22 protein-coding genes are annotated in these 20,361 nt (G+C 64.8%); 8 read left to right on the top strand and 14 right to left on the bottom strand.

All coding sequences use genetic code 11. The annotated features are described in order from the left end of the window. Positions 1-113: 113 nt before the first annotated feature. On the top strand, positions 114-353 hold the full coding sequence (locus ACYQ4W_RS11100; RefSeq protein ID WP_459856455.1) for a hypothetical protein: 240 nt from the start codon (positions 114-116) through the stop codon (positions 351-353). A 65-nt stretch (positions 354-418) separates the two neighbouring features. Here ACYQ4W_RS11100 and glpX read toward each other — a convergent pair whose 3' ends face one another. The 9 genes from glpX to ACYQ4W_RS11055 all read right to left on the bottom strand — a co-directional run bounded on the left by glpX (position 419) and on the right by ACYQ4W_RS11055 (position 9,625). Further along, complete coding sequence (gene glpX / locus ACYQ4W_RS11095) at positions 419-1,402, bottom strand: class II fructose-bisphosphatase (protein ID WP_459856453.1); 984 nt, start codon at positions 1,400-1,402, stop codon at positions 419-421. Between the two features lie 192 nt (positions 1,403-1,594). Beyond that, positions 1,595-2,251, bottom strand: coding sequence for a DJ-1/PfpI family protein (locus ACYQ4W_RS11090; RefSeq protein ID WP_459856451.1), 657 nt, complete (start codon positions 2,249-2,251; stop codon positions 1,595-1,597). An 80-nt stretch (positions 2,252-2,331) separates the two neighbouring features. Further along, complete coding sequence (gene tkt, locus ACYQ4W_RS11085; protein WP_459856448.1) at positions 2,332-4,335, bottom strand: transketolase; 2,004 nt, start codon at positions 4,333-4,335, stop codon at positions 2,332-2,334. A gap of 39 nt (positions 4,336-4,374) precedes the next feature. After that, a complete protein-coding gene (gene rpiB, locus ACYQ4W_RS11080; protein WP_459856446.1) occupies positions 4,375-4,845 on the bottom strand; it encodes a ribose 5-phosphate isomerase B in 471 nt (156 codons plus the stop codon). Between the two features lie 16 nt (positions 4,846-4,861). Then, a complete protein-coding gene (locus ACYQ4W_RS11075; RefSeq protein WP_459856443.1) occupies positions 4,862-5,167 on the bottom strand; it encodes a hypothetical protein in 306 nt (101 codons plus the stop codon). Continuing rightward, a complete protein-coding gene (locus tag ACYQ4W_RS11070; RefSeq protein WP_459856441.1) occupies positions 5,142-6,080 on the bottom strand; it encodes a hypothetical protein in 939 nt (312 codons plus the stop codon). Before ACYQ4W_RS11070 ends, ACYQ4W_RS11075 begins: the two co-directional genes overlap by 26 nt. Then, on the bottom strand, positions 6,077-7,861 hold the full coding sequence (locus ACYQ4W_RS11065) for a tetratricopeptide repeat protein (RefSeq protein WP_459856438.1): 1,785 nt from the start codon (positions 7,859-7,861) through the stop codon (positions 6,077-6,079). Before ACYQ4W_RS11065 ends, ACYQ4W_RS11070 begins: the two co-directional genes overlap by 4 nt. Before the next feature lie 8 nt (positions 7,862-7,869). Then, positions 7,870-8,634, bottom strand: coding sequence for an HD domain-containing protein (locus ACYQ4W_RS11060; protein ID WP_459856436.1), 765 nt, complete (start codon positions 8,632-8,634; stop codon positions 7,870-7,872). 13 nt (positions 8,635-8,647) lie between these two features. Beyond that, positions 8,648-9,625, bottom strand: coding sequence for a sigma-70 family RNA polymerase sigma factor (locus tag ACYQ4W_RS11055; protein WP_459856434.1), 978 nt, complete (start codon positions 9,623-9,625; stop codon positions 8,648-8,650). Between the two features lie 232 nt (positions 9,626-9,857). On the opposite strand from ACYQ4W_RS11055, the gene ACYQ4W_RS11050 reads away from it, so the two are divergent. The 7 genes from ACYQ4W_RS11050 (at position 9,858) to ACYQ4W_RS11020 (ending at position 16,680) form a co-directional block, all read left to right on the top strand. Further along, positions 9,858-12,284 (top strand): homocysteine S-methyltransferase family protein, encoded by a 2,427-nt coding sequence (locus ACYQ4W_RS11050; protein ID WP_459856431.1) that lies wholly within the window; start codon positions 9,858-9,860, stop codon positions 12,282-12,284. A gap of 133 nt (positions 12,285-12,417) precedes the next feature. After that, positions 12,418-12,918, top strand: a complete 501-nt coding sequence (locus ACYQ4W_RS11045) for a TlpA family protein disulfide reductase (protein ID WP_459856428.1) — start codon at positions 12,418-12,420, stop codon at positions 12,916-12,918. Positions 12,919-12,926: 8 nt separating this feature from the next. Then, positions 12,927-13,391: an N-acetyltransferase gene (locus tag ACYQ4W_RS11040; RefSeq protein ID WP_459858538.1), complete on the top strand. Its 465-nt coding sequence runs from the start codon at positions 12,927-12,929 to the stop codon at positions 13,389-13,391. A gap of 9 nt (positions 13,392-13,400) precedes the next feature. Beyond that, positions 13,401-13,928 carry a hypoxanthine phosphoribosyltransferase gene (hpt, locus tag ACYQ4W_RS11035; RefSeq protein ID WP_459856425.1) on the top strand — a complete coding sequence of 176 codons (528 nt, stop codon included), beginning with the start codon at positions 13,401-13,403 and terminating at the stop codon, positions 13,926-13,928. Between the two features lie 24 nt (positions 13,929-13,952). Then, positions 13,953-15,041, top strand: a complete 1,089-nt coding sequence (locus tag ACYQ4W_RS11030) for a DUF3426 domain-containing protein (protein WP_459856422.1) — start codon at positions 13,953-13,955, stop codon at positions 15,039-15,041. A 98-nt stretch (positions 15,042-15,139) separates the two neighbouring features. Further along, a complete protein-coding gene (locus tag ACYQ4W_RS11025; protein WP_459856420.1) occupies positions 15,140-16,042 on the top strand; it encodes a carbon-nitrogen hydrolase in 903 nt (300 codons plus the stop codon). Between the two features lie 68 nt (positions 16,043-16,110). After that, on the top strand, positions 16,111-16,680 hold the full coding sequence (locus ACYQ4W_RS11020) for a hypothetical protein (protein WP_459856417.1): 570 nt from the start codon (positions 16,111-16,113) through the stop codon (positions 16,678-16,680). Between the two features lie 6 nt (positions 16,681-16,686). Here the strand turns inward: ACYQ4W_RS11020 and ACYQ4W_RS11015 are convergent, their stop codons facing one another. The 5 genes from ACYQ4W_RS11015 to ACYQ4W_RS10995 form a co-directional block, all read right to left on the bottom strand. Next, entirely contained in the window at positions 16,687-17,850 is a 1,164-nt protein-coding gene (locus ACYQ4W_RS11015) for an MFS transporter (RefSeq protein ID WP_459856416.1), read from the bottom strand. Continuing rightward, the gene (locus ACYQ4W_RS11010) at positions 17,843-18,445 is read right to left on the bottom strand and encodes a MarR family winged helix-turn-helix transcriptional regulator (RefSeq protein WP_459856413.1); all 603 of its coding nucleotides are present in this window, start codon (positions 18,443-18,445) and stop codon (positions 17,843-17,845) included. The genes ACYQ4W_RS11015 and ACYQ4W_RS11010 overlap by 8 nt, the downstream gene beginning before the upstream one ends. 47 nt (positions 18,446-18,492) lie before the next feature. Continuing rightward, on the bottom strand, positions 18,493-18,816 hold the full coding sequence (locus tag ACYQ4W_RS11005; protein WP_459856411.1) for a hypothetical protein: 324 nt from the start codon (positions 18,814-18,816) through the stop codon (positions 18,493-18,495). A gap of 80 nt (positions 18,817-18,896) precedes the next feature. Next, on the bottom strand, positions 18,897-19,547 hold the full coding sequence (locus tag ACYQ4W_RS11000) for a hypothetical protein (protein WP_459856409.1): 651 nt from the start codon (positions 19,545-19,547) through the stop codon (positions 18,897-18,899). Between the two features lie 45 nt (positions 19,548-19,592). Continuing rightward, positions 19,593-20,243, bottom strand: coding sequence for a hypothetical protein (locus tag ACYQ4W_RS10995; RefSeq protein WP_459856406.1), 651 nt, complete (start codon positions 20,241-20,243; stop codon positions 19,593-19,595). Between the last annotated feature and the right edge of the window lie 118 nt (positions 20,244-20,361).

The following is a 20,361-nucleotide window of genomic DNA, read 5'->3' as shown; positions in this document are numbered from 1 at the left end:
GGCCGCATGCGGCGGGTTCGGCCTTCGGCCCGGGGGCCTTGGACGTCTTGCCCTTGCGCCCAGGCTGCGATACACAGGGAGAAGAGGCTCGGGCCACTGCCCTGGAGGATGTCATGAAGTACATCATGTTTGAGGATTTTTCCGGCGCGCCAATGCCCATCATTTTTCCCAAGCGCATTGATTTCGGCGAGATGCGGGAGCAGATTCCCTACACCAAGGTGCTTGCCGCCGGGTATGTGCACATGACCGGCACGGGCTTCGCCTGCCATGGCGAGTCCAAGAGCCTGGAAGTACAGGCCAGACCCGAAGATGCGGCCATCATCGCCGCCAAGCTCACAAATCCTGATTTGTAGCGGGCGCGCCCGCCGGAAAGGCGAAAGGCCGGGAAGGGGCGAACCCTCCCGGCCTTTTGCCGTTTTTAATCGTACTTGACGGCGCTGAACTTCATGAGGCTGTCCCAGGAGTGGATGGCCTCGATGTAGCGGATGGTGCCGGTCTTGCCGCGCATGACCAGGGAGCTGGTCTCCGCGCCGTAGCCCAGGTAGCGCACGCCCTTCAGGAAGGTGCCGCCGGAGATGCCCGTGGCGGCGAAGAACACGTCGTCGCTCTTGACCAGGTCGCCCACGGTGAGCACGCGGCGCACGTCGACCCCGGCCTGGGCCAGCAGATTCTTCTCGTCCTGCTTCTGCGGGTCGAGCTTGCAGAACATCTCTCCGCCCATGATGCGGATGGCGCAGGCGGCCAGAACGCCCTCGGGCGTGCCGCCGGTGCCCATCATCACGTCCACCTCGTTGCGCGGGTCGATGGCCATGAGCGCCCCGGCCACGTCGCCGTCGGTGTGCAGCTGAATGCGCGCGCCGGCCTCGCGGATGTCGGCGATGAGCTTCTTGTGGCGCGGCTTGTCGAGCACGAAGACCACCAGGTCGTCCACGTCCTTGCCCAGGGCCTTGGCGATGCGCTTGAGGTTCGTGGGCACGGGCGCCTCGATGTCGACCACGTTCTTGGCCTGGGAGGGCACCACGAGCTTCTGCATGTAGTAGCTCGGGCCCGGGTCGTACATGGCGCCGGCCGGAGCCACGCCGACGACGGAAATTGCGTTGGGGCGGCCATAGGCCAAAAGGCTGGTGCCTTCGACCGGGTCCACGGCCACGTCGACCGCGAGGGGACCGCCGCCGCCGACTTTCTCGCCGTTGTGCAGCATGGGGGCGTTGTCTTTTTCGCCCTCGCCGATGATGACCGTGCCGCTGATGGCCAGGGAGTTGAAGCTGAGGCGCATGGCCTCGACGGCCGCGCCGTCGCCGGCGTTCTTGTCGCCTTTGCCCAGCCAGCGCGCGCTGGCCAGCGCCGCCGCCTCGGTGACGCGCACCAGGTCCAGGGCCAAATTCCTTTGTGGAGCTTCCATGCCTGCTCTCCTTACAGCACGCCGCAATGGGGCGTGCCTGGTTCGTCGAATTTCTTGTGGGCGGATGCTAACAGAGCACGCGGCATGTCCGCAAGAGTCCCATGGTGACGGTTCCGCAACATCAATCGGAAAAAACAAGAGATTCACAAAAAAAAGGGCGGTCTTGCGGACCGCCCCGGGGCTTGCGTTTTTTTAAATGCTGATCTTGGCGCCCAGCACGGCCGCAAACTTGGCGATCCAGTCCGGGTGGGCGGGCCAGGCCGGCGCGGTGACGAGATTGCCGTCCACCACGGCCTTGTCGATGGGAATCTGCGCGTACTTGCCGCCCGCGCAGACCACGTCCGGCCCGCAGGCCGGGTAGGCCGAGGCCGTGCGGCCCTTGAGCACGCCCGCGGTGACCAGGACCAGCGGACCGTGGCAGATGGCCGCGATGGGCTTTTTCGCCTTGTCGAATTCCTGCACGATCTGGATGACGCGCTTGTTCAGGCGGATGTACTCCGGCGCGCGGCCGCCGGGAATGACCAGGCCCACGTAGTCCTTGGTGTCCACCTTGTCGAAATCTTTGTTCAGGCTGAAGTTGTGCCCGCGCTTTTCGCTGTAGGTCTGGTCGCCCTCGAAGTCGTGGATGGCCGTGCGCACCACGTCGCCGGCCTTTTTGTCCGGGCACGCGGCCTCGACCTGATAGCCCAGCATGAGCAGGGCCTGGAAGGGCACCATGACCTCGTAGTCCTCAACGTAGTCGCCCACCAGGAACAGGATTTTCTTCGCGGCGCTCTTGGCCGGGGCTTTCTTCGCCGGAGCCTTTTTCGCCGTGGCCTTGGCCGCCGTGGTCTTCTTCGCAGTCGCCATGGGGATGCCTCCTTGGGGGTTTCGCCCCCGGCGGCTGTTCCGCCGGGGGCGTTGTGCGCGGACTTTGGCGGCGCCGGGCCTTACCCGAAGTAGCGCTCGCGGACCTTGCGCGCCACGGTGGGCGCGGTGAAACCGTACTTCTCGGCCAGCTTCCCGGCCGGGGCGCTCTCGCCGAAGTGGTCCAGGCCGATGGCCAGGCCGTCCAGGCCGACATAGCGGTACCAGCCCTCGGGGCGGCCGGCCTCGATGGCCACACGCTTGCGCACGGCCAAGGGCAGCACGGACTCCTTGTACTCCGGCTTCTGCGCCTCGAACAGGGCCACGGAGGGCATGCTCACGATGCGGATCTTGCGGCTGGGCGCTTCCGCCTGGAGCAGGGCCGCGGCCTCAAGGGCCAGGGAGACCTCGGACCCGGAGGCCATGAGGATGAGCTCAGGGGTGCCTGTGCAGTCCTTCAGCACATAGCCGCCCTTTTTGACGCCCTCGGCCACGGCCGGGTACTCCTTGGGGTCGAGCACGGGCAGGCCCTGGCGGGTGAGGAAGAGGCAGGATGGCATGTGGTTCTGGCGCAGGGCCATTTCCAGGCACAGGGCCGTTTCCGTGGCGTCGGCCGGGCGCAGGTCCAGCAGGTCGGGGATGAGCCGCAGGCTGGCCACATGCTCTATGGGCTGGTGCGTGGGGCCGTCTTCGCCCACGTGGAACGAGTCGTGGGTGAACACGTACAGCACGGGCAGCTTCTGCAGGGCCGACATGCGGATGGCGTTGCGGCAGTAGTCAGAGAAGGTGAGGAACGTGGCGCCGAAGGGAATGACGCCGCCGTGCAGGGCCATGCCGTTCAAAATGGCGGCCATGGGGAACTCGCGCACGCCGAAGGACATGTTGCGGCCGGTGGGATTGTCCAGGCCGTAGATGCCCACGGCGTCGCGGAACTTGGCGGTCTGGTTCGAGGGATCGAGGTCCGCGCTGCCGCCCATGAGGGTGGGCAGGGCGTCTTTCAGCACGTTCAGGCACGCGCCCCAGGCCTGCCGGGTGGCGATCTTCTTGCCGGGCTCGAATTCGGGCATGGGCAGCACGAGTTCGGCGCGGCCGGTGTTCATGGCCTTCCAGAACGCCAAAAACTCGGCGTCGGCCTTTTTGAGCTTGCGGCCCAGGGCCTCCTGCCAGGCTTTGGAGCGCTTCTTGAGTTCGGGGAAACGGGCCTGGAAATGGGCCTTGGCCGCGGCGGGCACCTCGAAGCAGGCGCTCTGGTTCAGGCACATGCCGGTCTTGGTGGCGGCGATCTCCTCGGCGGGCAGGGGCTCGCCGTGGGTGCCGAAGTCGCCCTCGCGCGTGGCCGCGCCCTTGGCCATCACCGTGTGGCCGATGATGAGGCTGGGCTTTTTCTTCTGGGCCTGGGCCTTCTTTATGGCCGCGCGGATCTGGTCGCGGTCGTGGCCGTCGACCTGCTGCACGTGCCAGCCCATGGCGGCGAAGATCTTGGCGTAGTCGGCCTTGTCCACGCGGGACACGGGGCCGGCCAGCTGCACCTTGTTGGAGTCGTAGTAGGCGGTGAGCTTGCCCAGGCCCCACAGCCCGGCCAGGCTGGCCGCGCCCATGACCACGGGCTCCTGCATGTCGCCGTCGCTCGCCAGCACGTAGGTGTTGTGGTCCACCACGTTCTTGCCCAGCTTGGCGCGCAGAAAGCTCTCGGCCACGGCCATGCCCACGGCCATGGCGAAGCCCTGGCCCAGGGGGCCGGTGGTGGCCTCCACGCCCGGGGTCACGTCGTGCTCCGGGTGGCCCGGGGTGCGGCTGCCCAACTGACGGAAGCCCGCCAGGTCGTCGGCGTCGATGAAGCCCGCCAGGTGCAGCAGGCCGTACAACAGGGCCGACTCATGCCCGGCGGAGAGCACGAAGCGGTCGCGGTTGAACCAGGTGGCCCGGTCGGGATCGAAGTTCAGAAACTCGGAGTACAGGACGCTGGCGAAGTCCGCGGAGCTCATGGCTCCGCCGGGATGGCCGGAGTTGGCCGCGCGCGAGGCGTCCATGATGATGCCGCGCAGGGTGTTCACCACAAGCTGGTCGGGGGCGATGCTTTGTGCCATGTGTCTCGGTCCTTACGTATGGTTGGACGGACGTGTCCGTCAGGGTTTGGCGGAAGTTGCGGGGTCGAACTGGCTGATGCGGCGCAGGTGGCGGCCGCCTTCGAAATGCGTGGCCAAAAAGGTGCGGGCGATGTCTTGGGCGAGGCCCTGGCCGATGACCCGCTCGCCCAGGCAGAGCACGTTGGCGTTGTTGTGGGCGCGCGCCATGCGGGCCATGAACTCGCAGGTGCACATGGCCGCGCGGATGCCCGCGTAGCGGTTGGCGGCCATGCTCATGCCCAGGCCGGTGCCGCAGACCAGGATGCCCAGGATCTGGCCGTTCTGGCCGTCCTCGCCCGCGTCCAAAAGGCGCTGGCATAGCTTGCCCGCGAACACGGGGTAGTCGCAGCTGCCGGTGCAGTCCGGTCCAAGGTCTTCGATCTGGCAATCGGCCGCGCGCAGGGCCTGGACAAGGGCGCCCTTGAGGGCGAACCCGCCGTGGTCGGAAGCGATGAGTATGGTTCTGGGCATGGGGATGACCTCCTCCTCAGCGCCGGCCCGCGGGCCGGGGTTCATTGGCCGCTTGCTCGCGCCGGAGCCGAGCGATCTCAAACTTCAGCATCTCGATCTGCCGCAGGCACAGGTCGCGCTCCGGGCCGGGCGCGGATTCCAGCCGGGCCAGCAGGGCGGTTTCCTCGCGCAGGCGGGTTTCCAGCTGGCGCACCTCGTGCAGCTTGGCCTGGCGCGAAAGCAGCCGGCTCATCTCACGCGCCCAGACCTTGAGGCCCAGGGCGAAGGTGCCGAAAAAGCCCGGCTTCGGGGCCGCGTCAGGAGCGGGGGCCGGGTTTTCCATTGTCGTTCTCGCGCTCGTCATTGTTTCCTCCGCCGGTGATGACATCAACGGCCGCGGCGGGGGCGGCCTTCTGCTCCAAAGACATGAAGCTTGCGCCCGCGGGCAGCACAAGGGCCAGGGACTTGGTCTGCCAGGGCTCCTGCCGGGGCTGCAAAGAGCGCACGCGGAACACGGCGCTGTCGCCCTTGGGCAGGGTCAGGGTCAGGGTCTTGGCCGGACCGATGGGGTCGCCGTCCTCCTCCGGGTAGCCGGAGAACGTGATGCTCCACTCGCGCGGGCCGGAAACGGGCTGGCCGTCGCGCTCCACCTGGGCGCGGAAGTGCTGGGAGAGCAGGCCCTCCATGCGCTCCGGCCTTCCGTACTGGTCGAGCACCAGCAGGCGCACCGGGCCCTGCTTGTAGGTGAAGGCGAAGCCGCCGCCGGGAATGGCGCGGATGTTGTCCGGCGTATCGGGAATCAGCGTGCCGAAGTGCCCGGAGAGCACCAGGGCCAGGTCGCGCAGGGCGAAGGGAAAGGGCAGGCCCAAAAGCTGCGCCCCGATGACCGGGTCGCTGTGGGCGTAGGCCCGCGATTTGTCGGGGTAATAGGCCAGCAGTCCGGCGTTGTCCTCGCGCATCAGGGCCAGCATGGTGCCCAGGCCCGCGCGCACGTCCAGGCGCAGGGGCCGGGCGTATTCGCCAAAGAGCTGCACGTCGGTGCGGTTGGAGCGCGAGGGCGTGGAATAGAGCAGGCTGGCGCGCACGGCCAGGCCGTGGCCCTCGGGCTCCGGCGTCACAAAGCGGGCGCGGAAGGCCTCCATGTCCTCGCGGGGGAGGTCATAGCGCGGAATGTCGAGCCTGGGCGCGCAGGCGGTCAGAATCAACAGCGCCGCAAGGCCAAGCCCCCGGCGCAGCTGGAACAGGGTGCGGTTCATTTGCTTCCAAGCTTCTTCTTGATGCGTTCCGGTTCGTCGTGCTTGTACTTGAGCGCGTTCTGATAGGCCTTCTTGGCCTTGTCCGCGCGGCCCAGCTGCTTGGCGATGTCGCCGTAGTGCTCCCACATGGTGGGGTCGTCCTTGGACAGGGCCACGGCCCGCTGGATCTGCTTCCAGGCCTCTTCCGTCTTGCCCAGGCGGAAGTACGCCCAGGCCAGGGAATCGACGATGTAGCCGTTCTCGGGCTTCAGCTTGTCGGCCTTTTTGATGAGCGTGAGGGCGCGCTCCATGTCGCGGCCTTCCTCGACCATGGAGTAGCCGATGTAGTTGAGGGCGTCGGCGTGGTCCGGGTTTTTGGCCACAATGCGCTTCATGAGGGCCACGGCGGCCTTGCGGTCGCCGGCGCGGTCCACCAGGGCGCCGTACTGGTACAAAAGGTCCTCGTCGTCGGGGCGGTCCTTGAGGGCTGTTTCGAGCACGCTCTTGGCCTCGTCCAGGCGCTTCTTCTCAATGAGGTACCCGGCCTCGAGCAGCGGAAAGCGCGACTGCCCGGGGAAGAGCTTCTTGCCCTGGTTCATCAGCTCCACGGCTTCGTGCTCGCGGCCCAGGGTGTACAGAAGCTGGATGCGGAACTGCAGGGCCTGGCTGTAGTGCGGGTCGCTCTCCGGCACCAGGTCGAGGAACTGCAGCGCCTTCTGCGGATTGTTCTCGCCGTCCTGGGCGATGACGGCCTTGTAGAAGAAGTATTCGCCCGGCACCGGGGGCTGGGTGGCCAGCACGTCGAGCAGGGTGCTCGCCTGGGCGGAGTAGTTCTCGTTCAGGAACAGGAGCGAGGCGGCCAGGATGAAGGGCTTGCTGCCGGAGCTGGCCAGGGCCGTGTCCAGCGCCTTGTCCGGATTGTTCAGCTTGAGGTACAGGCCCACCACGCGCAGGCGGATGTCCTCGCGGCCCTCGCCGCCGCCGTTTTCGATGCGCTGGCGGATGTCCTCGCTGCTTTGGCCCAGCTCCAAAATCTGCATGTAGGTGGACACGGCCGCGGCGTAGTCCTTGTTCATTTCTTGCTGAAAGGCCAGCTCGACCCAGGCCTCGAGGTAGTCCGGGTTTTCCTTCACCAGCTGCTGCAGGGCCTTGATGGCCACGGTGCGGTGGTTCAGGCGCGCCTCGGCGCGGGCCATCTGGAACCGGGCCTCGGGCGAGCGGTCCTTGGCGGGAATGCGGCGCAGGGTCTCCAGGGCCTTTTCGGGCTGGTCCGTGTCCACGTAGATCTGGCCCAGGCGCTCGCGCAGGGCGGTGTTCTCCTGCTTGGCGAGGTAGGCGACGAGGATCTTGGCCGCCTCGGGGAGGTTGTTCTCCAAAAGATAGGCGTTGGCGAGGGAGGCGTTCAGGTTGTAATCGTCCGGGTACTGGGCCAGCCCCTGGGCCAAAATGGCCCGCGCCTCGCCCGCCTGTTCCGGGTTCCAGTAGAGAAAGGCCTTGTCCATGTAGAGCGAGGGCGCGCTCTGCTTGGCGATGACGCGGTCCAGCGCCTCGGCCGCGAGCCGCTGGTACTCCAGGGTGCGGGCAAAGGCCTCCGGCGACATGCGCGCCACCGACGCCGTGCGCGCCATTTGCTGCAGCAGGGCCTGATACTCCAGATAGTCGAAGGTGACCCCGGATTCGGCGCTGATGGGGCGGGGCTGCTGCGGAGCGCTTTGCAGGGGCGCGCAGGCCGCGCAGCACGCAAGAGCCAGGGCCAGGGCAGGGACGCGCAGGCGGCGGCCAAAGGAAATGTGGAGGGGCATGGAGGTCCTCATGTGTTGGACGTGGCGGCTTGGGCGAGCTCCTGCTCGAAAAGCCGCGTGTATTCCTGGGCCAGGGACAATCCCTCGTCGATGAGCGCGGGGCCGTAGCGGCGGCCCTGCTCGGTGCGGAAGCTCTTTTTCAGGGTGGCGGCGCGCTTGGGCCCTTCCGGGAAGGCGCGGGCGATGTCCTCGAAGGTCCATTCGTCGCAGTCGCACAATTCCCACACCGTGGCGGCGAAGATGTCCGGCCCGAAGCGGAAGCAGTCCGCGTCGTGCAGCACCCCGGCCAGCAGGCGCGCCGTTTCCGGCCCGTTCATCACCAGGGGCAGGGCGGTTTCGTGCAGGGCCACGGCCTGGGCGATCCAGACGATCTCCTCCGGGTCCAGGTGGTAGCTGCGCAGCACCCGCATGCAGAGGTCGGCGCCTTTTTCCGCGTGGTTGTCCTCAAAGCGCATGCAGTCGTGCAGCAGGCCGGCCATTTCGGCCAGCAGGGCCAGCCGGCGGCGCGCCTCCGGATCAAGGCCGGTGGGCTCGGCCAGCACCAGGGCGGCGGCGTCTATGGCCACGCGCTTGCCGTGCTCCACGCCAAGGCCGCAGGGCTCGTTCAAAAAGCCCAGGGCGTCGCCCTGCAGGCGCTGCATCAGCGGATGCTCGAAAAACAAGGTCGACGCGTGGCCGAGCTCTTCCGCGCAATCAAGCGCGAAGGCGCTTTGCGGTCGTCCCGCGGCCAGTTCCCTGGCGCGGCGCTTCAGGTCGATGATGCGCGGGTCCATGCCATCCCCCGTCCTAGTCGTTGCCCTCAATCCAGTCGGGCGAAAAATCCTTCACCGTGGCGGAAAGGTGCTCTTTGAGCTTCTCCAGAAGCCGGGCCTCGATCTGGCGCACGCGCTCACGCGTGACGCCGAAGCGGTCGCCGATCTCGCGCAGGGTCACCGGGCTGTCGGAGAGCAGGCGCTCGTTCAAAATGGCCTGCTCCTTGTCCGAGAGGGTGGGCACGATGACCTTGAGGTTGTCGAGCAACAGGCCGGAAATCTGGTTCGAGCTCAGGATCTCCTCGATGCCGGGGCCAAGGGCCGGCAAGAAGTCGAGCCGCGTATTCTCGGAGTCTTCGCCGATGCTGATGTCGAGGCTCATGTCCTGGCGCGAAAGGCGCTGGTCCATCTGCTCGATCTCGGCCTCGGAGACGTTCAGGCTCTCGGAAAGGGCGCTGGTGGTGGGGTCAAAGCCCATGTTCGACAGACGCTGGCGTTCTTTGTTCAAATTATAGAACAGCTTGCGCTGGGTCTGCGTGGTGCCTATCTTGACCATGCGCCAGTTGTCCATGATGAACTTGAGGATGTAGGCCTTGATCCAGAACGCGGCGTAGTAGCTGAACTTGATGCCCTTGTCCGGGTCGAACTTGCGCACGGCCTTCATCAGGCCGACGTTGCCCTCCTGGATGAGGTCCTGCACGTTCTGCATCCAGCGGCGCTGGAAATCCATGGCGATTTTGACCACCAGGCGCAGGTGCGAGGAAACGAGGCGGAAGGCCGCCTCCTGGTCGCCGCCGTCGCGCACGCGCTGGGCAAGTTCAAACTCCTCCTCGGGCGCGAGGAGTGGAAAGCGTGCAATCTCACGCAGATAGTGGTGCAGGGAGTCGCGCGTAGAGGCTTCGCCGCGCCTGCGGGGCACGGGCGCGGGGAGAAAGGGCTTTTTCCCCGCCACAGCCGGGGGCGCAGCGGGCTTGCTCTCTACCGGGAGATCGTTGTTCTTTTCCGATTTCATTCCGAATCTGGCCGACCTGGCGGTTCGGCCCGGCAGGGCAAGGGGCCCCCGGTTCCGGGTCGTGGGTTGCGCAAATCGGGAGCGTATAGTTTTTGTTTGTCCTTTTCAACGTTTTTCAGTACACCCGGATTCCCGGCCCGGCTTGGGCTCCGCGCCCGCCCCCGCCTCCCTGGACGGCCTCTCGCTGGCCTGCCCGCGGACCGCCAGGCCCCACCGCTGACGGAGATATCCCATGTCCGACTTTCGCTCGCTTCTCACCGACGGCCGCATCCACTTTTTCGACGGCGGCTTCGGCGCGCTCTTGCAGTCGCGCGGGCTGCCTCCCGGCGTCTCGCCGGAGGTCTACGGCCTCAAAAATCCCGAGCCCGTGGCCGCCATCCACGCGGAATACGTCGCAGCCGGGGCCGAGGTCATCACCACCAACACCTTCGGCGGCACGCGCTTCAAGCTCGACATGGGCCAGGACGTGCGCGCCCTGAACCGGCATCTGGCCAGAACGGCCAAGCAGGCCGTGGACGGCCGGGCCTTTGTGGCCGGCAGCGTGGGCCCCACCGGGCATTTCATCGCGCCCCTGGGCGACGTGGGCTTCCGCGACATGGTGGCCGCCTTCAAGGAGCAGATCGAGGGCCTGGTGGAGGGCGGCGCCGACCTCATCCAGATCGAGACCCAGTTCGACCTGGCCGAGGTGAAGGCCGCGGTCATGGCCGCGCGCGAGGTGTGCGACCTGCCCGTGTCCGTGTCCATGACCTTCGAGGGCGCGCAGTCGCTCACCGGCACGCCGCCGCTCACCTTCATAGACACCATGCAGAACCTGGGCGTCGATCTCATCGGCACCAACTGCTCCGCCGGGCCGGAGCAGATCGTCGACATCGTGCGGGCCATGCTGCCCCGGCTCTCCACGCCGCTTTTGGTGCAGCCCAACGCCGGGCTGCCCGTGCTGGACGAGGAGGGCCGCACCGTGTTCCGCCTCGGGCCGGACGACTTTGCCCGCCAGTGCCGCGTGTTCGCCGAAATGGGCGCCAAGCTGCTGGGCGGCTGCTGCGGCACCACGCCCGCGCACATAACCGCCCTGCGCGCCGCCGTGGGCGACATGCCCTACGCCAAGCCCACCCCGCCCGACGCCTCGCCCCTGGTGCTCACCTGCCGCTCGGCCTCGGTGGCCTTCGGCTGGGAGAACCCGCTGCAGATCATCGGCGAGCGCATCAACCCCACGGGCAAGAAGGTGCTGGCCGAGGAGCTGGCGCAGAACGGCCACCAGGAGGCCCTGCGCCTGGCCACGGAGCAGATCGCCCAGGGCGCGGCCATTCTGGACGTCAACGTGGGCGCGCCCATGGTGGACGAGAAGCTGGTGCTGCCCTCCCTGGCCCAGGCCCTGGCCGGCCGCTTCGAGCTGCCGCTCTCCCTCGACACCTCGGACATCGCCGCCATGGAGAACGCTCTGTGGACCCAACCGGGGTCGCCGCTGGTCAATTCCATCAGCGGCGAGCCGGGCCGCATGGAGCAGCTTGGCCCCCTGTGCAAGAAGTTCGGCGCGCCGTTCATCCTTTTGCCCCTTGAGGGCCGCAAGCTGCCCTACACGGCGGCGGAGCGCATCGCGGTCATCGAGCGGCTGCTCAAGCAGGCCGACGACCTGGGCATTGCGCGCCGGCTCATCATGGTCGACGCCCTCGTGCTCACGGTTTCGAGCAAGCCCGAGGCCGCGCGCCACTGCCTGGACACCGTGCGCTACTGCCGCGACGTGCTGGGCCTGCCCACCACCATGGGCCTGTCCAATGTCTCCTTCGGGCTGCCCGCGCGCGAGCTTTTGAACTCCACCTTTCTGGCGCTCAGCATGGGCGCCGGGCTTTCCTCGTGCATCGCCAACCCGGCCAGCACCCGCCTGCGCGAGGCCGCGGCCTCGGCCGAGGTGCTGCTCGCGCGGGACGCCAACGCCGGGCGCTACATCGGCTCCTACGCCAACTGGACTCCGGGCGTGGGCGGCGGCCAAGCCGCAGCCGCGGGCGGCGCGCCCGGCGGAGGCAAGGCCGCCACTCCGGGCGAGGCCGTGATTCTGGGCGACAAGGCTGGCCTGCTGGCCATGATCGAAACCGCCCTGGAAGGCGGGGCCGATCCCTTCGCCCTGGTGGACGGGGAGCTCATTCCGGCCATTCTTGAGGTGGGCAACAAGTACGAGCGCAAGGAATACTTCTTGCCCCAGCTGCTGCGCAGCGCCGAGGCCATGCAGGCCGGGTTCGGCCGGCTGGAGCCCCTGCTTCTGGCCAGCGGCCGGGCGGAGAAGAAGACGCCCATCGTCATGGCCACGGTGGAGGGCGACATCCACGACATCGGCAAGAACATCGTCTGCCTGATGCTCAAGAATCACGGCTTCGAGGTCTTCGACCTGGGCAAGGACGTGCCCGCCGCGAAGATCGTGGACGAGGCCGTGCGCGTGGGCGCAAAGGTCATCGGGCTCTCGGCCCTCATGACCACCACCATGGTGCGCATGGAGGACACGGTGCGTCTGGTGCGGGAGCGCGGGCTCGGCATCAAGGTGATGATCGGCGGGGCCGTGGTCACCGAGGCCTTTGCCCAGTCCATCGGCGCGGACGGCTTCTCCCGCGACGCCGTGGCCGCCGTGAAGCTGGCGGGCGAGCTGTCCGGGCGCGTTGCGGCGCATTAGCCCCGCGACCCCGGTTTGGCGCGCGGGGAGCGGGAGCCGCCGCGACCTTTGCGTCCCGGTCCGGTTTCTGCTACACCGCCCGCAGGCGGCAGGAGACGCATCCCCTCCGCGCCGCTTTTGAGGAGAGATATTGATGAAGCACGCGCTGAAATTGCTGCCGGCCCTGGGCCTTGCGCTCTGCCTCGGCTTTTTGTCCGCCTGTTCCGGCGGTTCGCAGCCCGCGGGCGGGGCGCCCGCCAAGCTGGAGACCCTGGACATGGGCGCCGTGGAAAAACACTTTGCCGCCAACAAGGGCAAGGTGACCTTCGTCATGTTCTGGGCCACCTGGTGCCCGGCCTGCAAGACCGAGCTGCCCGTGCTGGAGCAGTTGCGCGCCAAGTACAAGGCCGACAAGCTGGACATCATGGCCATCAGCGTGGACGACACGCCCGAGGCCATGGGCACCTTTCTGAAGGGCCGCCCCACCACCCTCGACGTGTACCTCTCCAAAGCCGACGTCGGCTCGGAGTTCGGCGTCAAGAGCATTCCCGCCCTGTATATTTTGGACAAGGAGGGCCAGGTGGCCTTCAACAGCTCGGGCGTGTACCCCTTCGACATGCTGGACACGGTCATCAGCCAGCTGGTGAAGAGCTAGCCGTGGCCATGCAGCTGCGCAAGGCGCGCATCACCGACGTGAAGGGCGTGCACCGGCTCATCATGAACACCAGCGCCGACGACGGGCTGGTGCTGCCGCGCTCTTACAACCAGCTTTACAGCCACCTGCGCGACTTCTTCGTCATTGTGGACGAGAAGGACGACGAGACGATTCTGGGCTGCTGCGCCCTGGCCATCTGCTGGGAGAACCTCGCCGAGGTGCGCTCCCTGGTGGTGGCCAGCTCGGCGCGGGGTCTGGGCCTGGGCCGCAGGCTCGTGGAGGCCTGCCTCTCCGATTCCGTGACCCTGGGCATTTACCGCGTGTTCGCCCTGACCAACACGCCGGACTTCTTCCGGCACATGGGCTTCACGGAATGTTCCAAAGACAGCCTGCCGCAAAAGGTGTGGAGCGACTGCCTCAACTGCCCGCGCTTCCCCGACTGCGACGAAATAGCCCTGCATATGGAGCTTTGAGGAAAAGAAATGGCCGATATCCTGAAGACCGTCATCGACTCCGAGACGCTGCACAAGCGCGTGGCCGAGCTTGGCGCGGAGATCACCAAATGCTACCAGGGCAAGCCCCTTGTGGCCGTGTGCGTGCTCAAGGGCGGGTTCGTGTTCTTCGCCGACCTGGTCCGGCACATCAAGAACGACGCGCTCGAACTGGACTTCGTGCGCATGGCCAGCTACGGCAACGGCACCAGCCGCGGCCGCCAGACCATCTTCAGCAAGGACATGGAGGTGGACGTTTCCGGCAAGCATGTGCTCCTGGTGGAGGACATCGTCGACACCGGACACTCCGTGGAGTTTTTGCTCGAAGTGCTGGAAAAGCGCGGGGCCGAAAGCATCCGCGTCTGCGCCGTCATCGACAAGCACGAACGCCGTGAAGTCTCCCTCACGGTTGACTTTGCCGGATTCCCCATTCAAAAGGGTTTCATTGTGGGATACGGCATGGATTACGCGGAAAAGTATCGCGAACTTGACGCCGTTTACGAACTCGTCCCCGAATAGGGACGCCTACGCAAGAGAAAAGCCATGATCGTCGCCTGCCCAGAGTGCCAGAGCAAGTACAATCTGCCTGAAGAAAAGATCGCGCCCACCGGCTCCAAGGTGCGCTGCGCGCGGTGTAAACATGTGTTCAACGTCATGCCTCCGGGCAAGGACTTCGACAAGGAGCTGGCCGACCTGACCGCCTCCGAGCCCGCGCCCAAGCCGGCCGCCCCGTCGGCCCCCGCACCCGAGGCCGCTCCCAAGAAGATGCCCTGGGACGACGACGAACCCGCCGCCGTTCCCGGTGCGCCCGAAGCCGCGTCCAAGAAGATGCCCTGGGACGACGACGAGCCCGCCGCCGGCCCGGCCGACGACGACGACATTCCCGGCGGCAAGCCCGCGGCCAAGAGCCCCTTTGACGACGACGAACCCGCCGCGCCCGCAGCGCCCGGCCATTTCGACGACGACGGCGGCGCCTTCAGCTCCTCCCTGGACGCCGAAACCGCCAAGCCCGCAAAGTCCGGCGAAGACGATTTCCTGAACTCCCTGGGCGGCGGGACATCCCTCGACGCGCCCAAGCCCGCGGCCAAGAGCGGCAAGAAGAAATGGATCATCCTGGGCGCGGTCATCGCCGTGCTGGCCCTGGCAGGGGCGGGCCTGTTCATCTTCAAGCCCTGGACCAAGATGAACATTCCCTTCTTAAGCTCCATGTCGGGCAAGAAGGACACGGCGGAGAGCGCCGACAAGGTCAAGGACATCGCCCTGCGCAATGTCCGCCAGTACTACATCCCCAATGAAAAGGCCGGGAACATCTTCGTGGTCGAGGGCAAGGCGGTGAACAACTTCGCCACGCCCAAGGAGCGCATCAAGGTCGAGATTTCGCTCTTTGACGAAAAGGGCCACGTGCTGGTGTCCAAGCAGCTTCTGTGCGGCAACACCCTCTCCCAGTTCCAGCTCCAGGTGCAGAGCGAGGAGGAGATCAACGCCAGCCTCGGCTCCGAGGTCGGCATCCTCACCAGCAACACCTTCCTCAAGACCGGCATGGACACGCCCTTCATGGCCGTGTTCTTCAAACCGCCAGACTCGGTCAAGGAATTCGGGGTCAAGGTCATCGACGCCCTGGATCCGAAGTAGAACGGCACATCATCCGCTGACGGCATGCGCCGGGGCAGGGCGCTCAAACCCTCCCCGGCGTTTTTTTATCCTCAAAAGCCCAACCGCAAAGGGGCAGCATGAGCCGAAATCCGTACACTATCGCCCTGGTCCAAACCGGCTGCCGCGAAAGCGCGGAGGAAAACATGGCCGCGCACCTGGATTTGGCCGAGCGCGCCGCCTCCCTCGGGGCGGACGTCATCTGCCTGCAGGAGCTCTTCCTCGGCCCGTACTTCTGCCAGCAGGAGGACGCCCGGCTCTTCGACCTGGCCGAGCCTATCCCCGGCCCGACCACCGCGGCCTTCGCCAAGCTGGCCCAAAAGACCGGCACGGCCATCGTGGTCTCGCTGTTCGAGAAGCGCGCGCCGGGGCTGTACCACAACACCGCCGTGGTGCTGGGGCGCGAGGGCGGCATCCTCGGCACCTACCGCAAGATGCACATCCCCGACGACCCGGCCTTCTACGAGAAGTTCTACTTCACCCCCGGCGACCTGGGCTTTTTGGCTGTGGACACCCACGTGGGGCGCATCGGCGTGTGCGTGTGCTGGGACCAGTGGTACCCGGAGGCCGCGCGGCTCACGGCGCTCAAAGGAGCGGAGGTCATCTTCTACCCCACGGCCATAGGCTGGCACCCGCAGGAGAAGGACCTGCTGGGCGACGAGCAGCGCGGGGCCTGGCAACTGGTGCAGCGCGGCCACGCCGTGGCCAACGGCTGCTACATCGCCGCGGCCAACCGCATCGGCCTGGAGCGGCCCCTGGCCGACAGCCACAACGCGGCGGGCGCGGGCATAGAATTCTGGGGCACCAGCTTCGTGGCCGGGCCCATGGGCGACCTGGTGGCCCAGGCCCCCACGGACGAGGAGACCATCCTGCTGGCCCAGGTGGACCCCTGCCGCCTGGAGGACGTGCGCCGGGGCTGGCCGTTTCTGCGCGACCGCCGCATCGACGCCTACGGGAGCATCACCAAGCGCTTTGACGATTAAGGCCGCGCGGGCAAAGCCCGCAGCGCCGCCCCTTCACCGCCCGGAAACCGACAGTCAAGGAGCTCCGAATGGCCTTTCTCAAGCTGCTCGTGTCCTTTGCCCCGTGGATCTCGTTTCTGATCATCGCGCAGGGTTCGCTGTTCCGGCTGAAGGCCGGACTCATCGTGGCCGCGCTGCTCACCGTGGTCATGGCGGTTTTGCGGCTGCACCGGGGCATCATCATGTGGGTGGGCATCGTGTTCTTCATCTTCGCCACCATTGCGGTGGTCGGGCTTGAGAACATGTGGACCGCGCGCTACATGGGCGTGCTGGCCAACGGCGCTTTGGCCCTCGGCACCTGGATCACCCTGGCCATGGGCAAGCCCTTCACCCTCGAGTACGCCCGCGACCACACCGACCCCTCGCGCTGGAACGACCCCCTGTTCATCCGCACCAATTACTTCATGACCAGCGTCTGGGGCGTGGCCTTCAGCATCGGCACGACGTTGGCCTGGCTCAAGACCCTGCCCACCGGGCAGCCGGAATGGCTCATCGAGACCGCGAACTACACCGTGCTCGTCTCGTGCATGGCTTTTTCCTGCTGGTACCCGGAGGTGGTGAAGCGCAGGGCCATGGCCGCACGGACCCAGGCCGAGTAGCAAACTCTAGCGCGCGGCCGCCGCCGTGGCGGCCCTGGGCTTGAGCAGCAGGGCCAGCAGCCCGGCCGCAAGGGGGCACAGCGCCAGCAGGGTTATGGCGTAGTCCACGCCGGCCCGTTCGATGAGCACGCCCACCGCCCCGACCCCCAGCCCGCCAATGCCGATGCCGAAGCCCAGCGTGAGGCCGGAGGCCATGGCCGCGTTGCGGCTGATGAGCTCCTGCGCCAGGGCCACCGTGACCGAGAACGAGGCCAGCAGGGCCGCGCCCGCGCAGCACAGCAGCACGATGGCGGCAGGACCCTGCGCGTGCTGGAACAAGAGGAACAGCGGCGTGCTTGCGGCCAGCGAGCCCACGATGACGGCCTTGCGCCCGAACCTGTCGGAAAGGCGTCCGCCGAGCATGCCGCCCATGGCGCCGGAAAAAAGCATGAGGAACAACAGCCGGCTGCTGTGCGTCAGGCTGATGTCCTTGGTTTGCAGAAACAGGGGCAGAAAGGCGATGAGCCCGAAGTACGCCAGCGACCGCAGCGACACGATGAACACCACCTTGGTCAGCTCGGCCCAGGCCGCGCGCAGGGCGGGCAGCAGCGGCTCACGCGCCTTGGCTTCGGTTTTGCGCACGCTGGGCGCCACAAGCCACAGCAGCAGCGCCACCACGATGCCCGGCAGCATGAACACGGGGGTTATCTCCAGCCCCTGGCTCTTGACCACGGGCACCATGATGAGCGGCGTGAGCGCCCAGCCGACATTGCCCGCTGCGGAGAAGAGCGACAGGTGCCAGCCCTTGTTGCGGCCGCTCAGCGCGCCGACCATGGCCGCCGCCTGGGGGTGGAAGGCCGCGGTGCCGAACCCGGACAAGAGCGCCAGGCCCATGAGCATGGGGTAGCTTCCCGTGATGCCCAGAAAGCCCAGCATCACGGCCATCCACAAGGTGCCCACGTAGACCATCCAGCGCTGTCCGCGCCTGTCAGCCAGGTAGCCGAACACGGGCTGCAGCAGCGACGACGTGGTGGTGAAGGCCGAGACCAGAAACGCCCCCTTGCCCACGCCCATGCCCGCCGCCACAAAGAACGGCAGCAGGGTCTGGATGAAGTTCATGTACCAGTCGTTGAACATGTGGGCGAGGGAAAGGGCCGCGATGCGCCCCTGACGCGCTGTTTCCTCAGACATGGGAATCCTCCCGGCCTGCCGCGTCATCCGCCGGCGTGGCCGCTGTTTCGTCAGACGCGTCGTCTGCCGTATCCTTTGTGGCTCGCTGCTCCCGCTGCATCTGGGCCTGCTGCCGCGCCCCCACGGCGCTGAGGAAACGCAGCACGGCCCGCTGCTCGTCCGGGGTAAAGCCGGCCAGCAGCGCCAGTTTTTCGTCCCTGGCCGTGGCGTGGCATTTTGTGTGCTCGTCGAACACGCGCGCGCCGGAGTCCGTGAGACGGAAGTGCAGCTCCTTGTTGTTGCCCGGCATGCGGTGGCTTTCCGCCAGGCCCTTGGCCAGCAGCCGCTTGGCGATTTTGCTGATGGCCCCGCGCGTCATGCCCATCCGCGTGGCGATGCGCGTGACGTTGGCGCCCGGCAAGGCCCCGATCCAGTGGATGCAGTGGGTCTCGGCCAGGTTGAGGCCCTCGGGCACTTCGCCCTGGGCGTGGCGCAGAATGATCGAGCGTTCCTGAATGCGCGTGAGCGCGTCGACGATGTCGGGCGCGATGTCATCCGTGATGTCGGGCGGGATGTCGGCCGTTTTGTCTGGCGTCGATTTGGGCGAAGTGTCCATGCCGTCTCCTGGGTGCGCTTCTTTGTTTCCGTGGCAACAAAACGGGGCTACCTCGATTTTGTTTCCGTGTAAACAAAAAAATGCAGGGCGGCCAGGGGGCGTGGGATGCTTGAACGCAAGCGCTTGGTGAGGGGGGTGACTATGTCGGTCAGCGTGTCCGTATCGAGCTTGAGCTTGCCGTTTTCGGCGGCAATGACCGCGCCTTCAACAGCGGTGTTCTTCTCCGTGCGGACATCGACGGAATTCGTTCCGATGATGCTGGTCTGCCGGTTCACCCAAGAAGAGGAAGACGAACCAGAGCCGTAGCCCAAGCTGCCGGAGTTGCGGTTTGGAGGCCACTGGCTGTAATGAGGGGCTTTGGGCCGCCCCATAAAGGCTCAGCGATCGCGATTGAGTGGAAAAGGACAACGATCAGAAATCAATGCCAGCGTTAGCTCATGGCATCTGCAGATCAATTCAGGACATGCCAAGCACTCAGTTCTTTCACTGTATTGTTCAAATAGTCGTCAATTTCATCTGATTTTGTCCTATACTCGCGAAGTTCCAATGGTTTATCCAGAATCTCACGATAGACTATTGCTTGTAGTGCTTGTATCCGCTGTTTTGCATTCGGAAAATCAATCGCATATTGCTGTGTGAATTGAGGCACCCACAAGTCATCAGGGAGCTTCCCATTCGTAATTTTGATAGCATGAAACCCAGAACGCGACATATCATAGCCTGCAATCTCAGCATAATTCGCATCTCCTAGTTTTGCCTTTCTGTATTTTCCTGGTAACAGGTCATCAAGCGCACGAGCTTGTGGATTGCTTTTCCAAGCAGCCCATTTTTCCATCTTTTTCTCCGCAAACGGGATGATACACTTCCATTTTACTGTCTGTGAATCATCTGTGTAAAAATATCCGATATAGAGAGGATAGCGATACGCTGTTATATCAATGCTAGCATCATTAGCCAATTGTGCAAAATAGTAAGCCTCTCTGGGTTTAATTGCGACATATATCGTCCATACATTATTAGTGCCCTCGCTTCGCGAAAGTTGAGGACTTGCAAACATCCACAAACAAACGATAGCAGCACACGCTAGTGCTTTGAATTTCATAGAACTATCCCTACCTCGCCAGCGTTAGCTCATGGCATCTGCAGATCAATTCAGAACATGCCAAGCACTCAGTTCTTTCACTGTATTGTTCAGATAGTCGTCAATTTCATCTGATTTTGTTCTATACTCGCGAAGTTCCAATGGTTTATCCAGAATCTCACGATAGACTATTGCTTGTAGTGCTTGTATCCGCTGTTTTGCATTCGGAAAATCAATCGCATATTGCTGTGTGAATTGAGGCACCCATGAGTCATCAGGGAGCTTTCCATTCGTAATTTTGATAGCATGAAACCCAGAACTCGACATATCATAGCTAGCAATATCAGCGTAATCCGGATCTCCTAGCTTTGCCTTTCTGTATCTTCCTGGTATCCAGTCATCAAATGCGCGAGCTTGTGGATTGCTTTTCCAAGCAGCCCATTTCTCCATCTCTTTCTCCGCAAGTGGGATGATACACTTCCATTTGACGGTTAGTGAATCATCTGTGTAAAAATACCCGACATAGAGAGGGTAGCGATACACGGTTATATCAGTGCTAGTATCATTAGCCCATTGCACAAAATTGTAAGACTCTCTAGGTTGAATTGCGACATATATCGTCCATACATTATTAGTGCCCTCGCTTCGCGAAATTTGAGGACTTGCAAACATCCACAAACAAACAATAACAACACACGCTAGTGCTTTGCATTTCACAGAACTATCCCTACCTGTTCTAGTTGATGCTTTAGGTCAATTTCAAATTGTCGCGCCTGGGCTTCAAAGATTTGCGCAAAATATGCCCCTGGGCATTCTTTGCCGAGACTATACACAA

Source organism: Humidesulfovibrio idahonensis (assembly GCF_054657715.1).
Note: the sequence above shows the minus strand (reverse complement) of the source record. Positions and strands in the feature narration are given on the sequence as shown.

What these genes read in the sequence shown, in the direction of transcription:
- ACYQ4W_RS11040 (WP_459858538.1), top strand. Translation starts at nt 12,927, where the DNA reads ATGCAGCTGCGCAAGGCGCGCATCACCGACGTGAAGGGCGTGCACCGG.
- ACYQ4W_RS11005 (WP_459856411.1), bottom strand. Translation starts at nt 18,816, where the DNA reads ATGGGGCGGCCCAAAGCCCCTCATTACAGCCAGTGGCCTCCAAACCGC.
- ACYQ4W_RS11075 (WP_459856443.1), bottom strand. Translation starts at nt 5,167, where the DNA reads ATGGAAAACCCGGCCCCCGCTCCTGACGCGGCCCCGAAGCCGGGCTTT.
- ACYQ4W_RS11015 (WP_459856416.1), bottom strand. Translation starts at nt 17,850, where the DNA reads ATGTCTGAGGAAACAGCGCGTCAGGGGCGCATCGCGGCCCTTTCCCTC.
- ACYQ4W_RS11025 (WP_459856420.1), top strand. Translation starts at nt 15,140, where the DNA reads ATGAGCCGAAATCCGTACACTATCGCCCTGGTCCAAACCGGCTGCCGC.
- hpt (WP_459856425.1), top strand. Translation starts at nt 13,401, where the DNA reads ATGGCCGATATCCTGAAGACCGTCATCGACTCCGAGACGCTGCACAAG.
- glpX (WP_459856453.1), bottom strand. Translation starts at nt 1,402, where the DNA reads ATGGAAGCTCCACAAAGGAATTTGGCCCTGGACCTGGTGCGCGTCACC.
- ACYQ4W_RS11055 (WP_459856434.1), bottom strand. Translation starts at nt 9,625, where the DNA reads ATGAAATCGGAAAAGAACAACGATCTCCCGGTAGAGAGCAAGCCCGCT.
- ACYQ4W_RS11010 (WP_459856413.1), bottom strand. Translation starts at nt 18,445, where the DNA reads ATGGACACTTCGCCCAAATCGACGCCAGACAAAACGGCCGACATCCCG.
- ACYQ4W_RS11000 (WP_459856409.1), bottom strand. Translation starts at nt 19,547, where the DNA reads ATGAAATTCAAAGCACTAGCGTGTGCTGCTATCGTTTGTTTGTGGATG.
- rpiB (WP_459856446.1), bottom strand. Translation starts at nt 4,845, where the DNA reads ATGCCCAGAACCATACTCATCGCTTCCGACCACGGCGGGTTCGCCCTC.
- ACYQ4W_RS11070 (WP_459856441.1), bottom strand. Translation starts at nt 6,080, where the DNA reads ATGAACCGCACCCTGTTCCAGCTGCGCCGGGGGCTTGGCCTTGCGGCG.
- ACYQ4W_RS11050 (WP_459856431.1), top strand. Translation starts at nt 9,858, where the DNA reads ATGTCCGACTTTCGCTCGCTTCTCACCGACGGCCGCATCCACTTTTTC.
- ACYQ4W_RS11060 (WP_459856436.1), bottom strand. Translation starts at nt 8,634, where the DNA reads ATGGACCCGCGCATCATCGACCTGAAGCGCCGCGCCAGGGAACTGGCC.
- ACYQ4W_RS11090 (WP_459856451.1), bottom strand. Translation starts at nt 2,251, where the DNA reads ATGGCGACTGCGAAGAAGACCACGGCGGCCAAGGCCACGGCGAAAAAG.
- ACYQ4W_RS11100 (WP_459856455.1), top strand. Translation starts at nt 114, where the DNA reads ATGAAGTACATCATGTTTGAGGATTTTTCCGGCGCGCCAATGCCCATC.
- ACYQ4W_RS11045 (WP_459856428.1), top strand. Translation starts at nt 12,418, where the DNA reads ATGAAGCACGCGCTGAAATTGCTGCCGGCCCTGGGCCTTGCGCTCTGC.
- ACYQ4W_RS11020 (WP_459856417.1), top strand. Translation starts at nt 16,111, where the DNA reads ATGGCCTTTCTCAAGCTGCTCGTGTCCTTTGCCCCGTGGATCTCGTTT.
- ACYQ4W_RS11030 (WP_459856422.1), top strand. Translation starts at nt 13,953, where the DNA reads ATGATCGTCGCCTGCCCAGAGTGCCAGAGCAAGTACAATCTGCCTGAA.
- tkt (WP_459856448.1), bottom strand. Translation starts at nt 4,335, where the DNA reads ATGGCACAAAGCATCGCCCCCGACCAGCTTGTGGTGAACACCCTGCGC.
- ACYQ4W_RS11065 (WP_459856438.1), bottom strand. Translation starts at nt 7,861, where the DNA reads ATGCCCCTCCACATTTCCTTTGGCCGCCGCCTGCGCGTCCCTGCCCTG.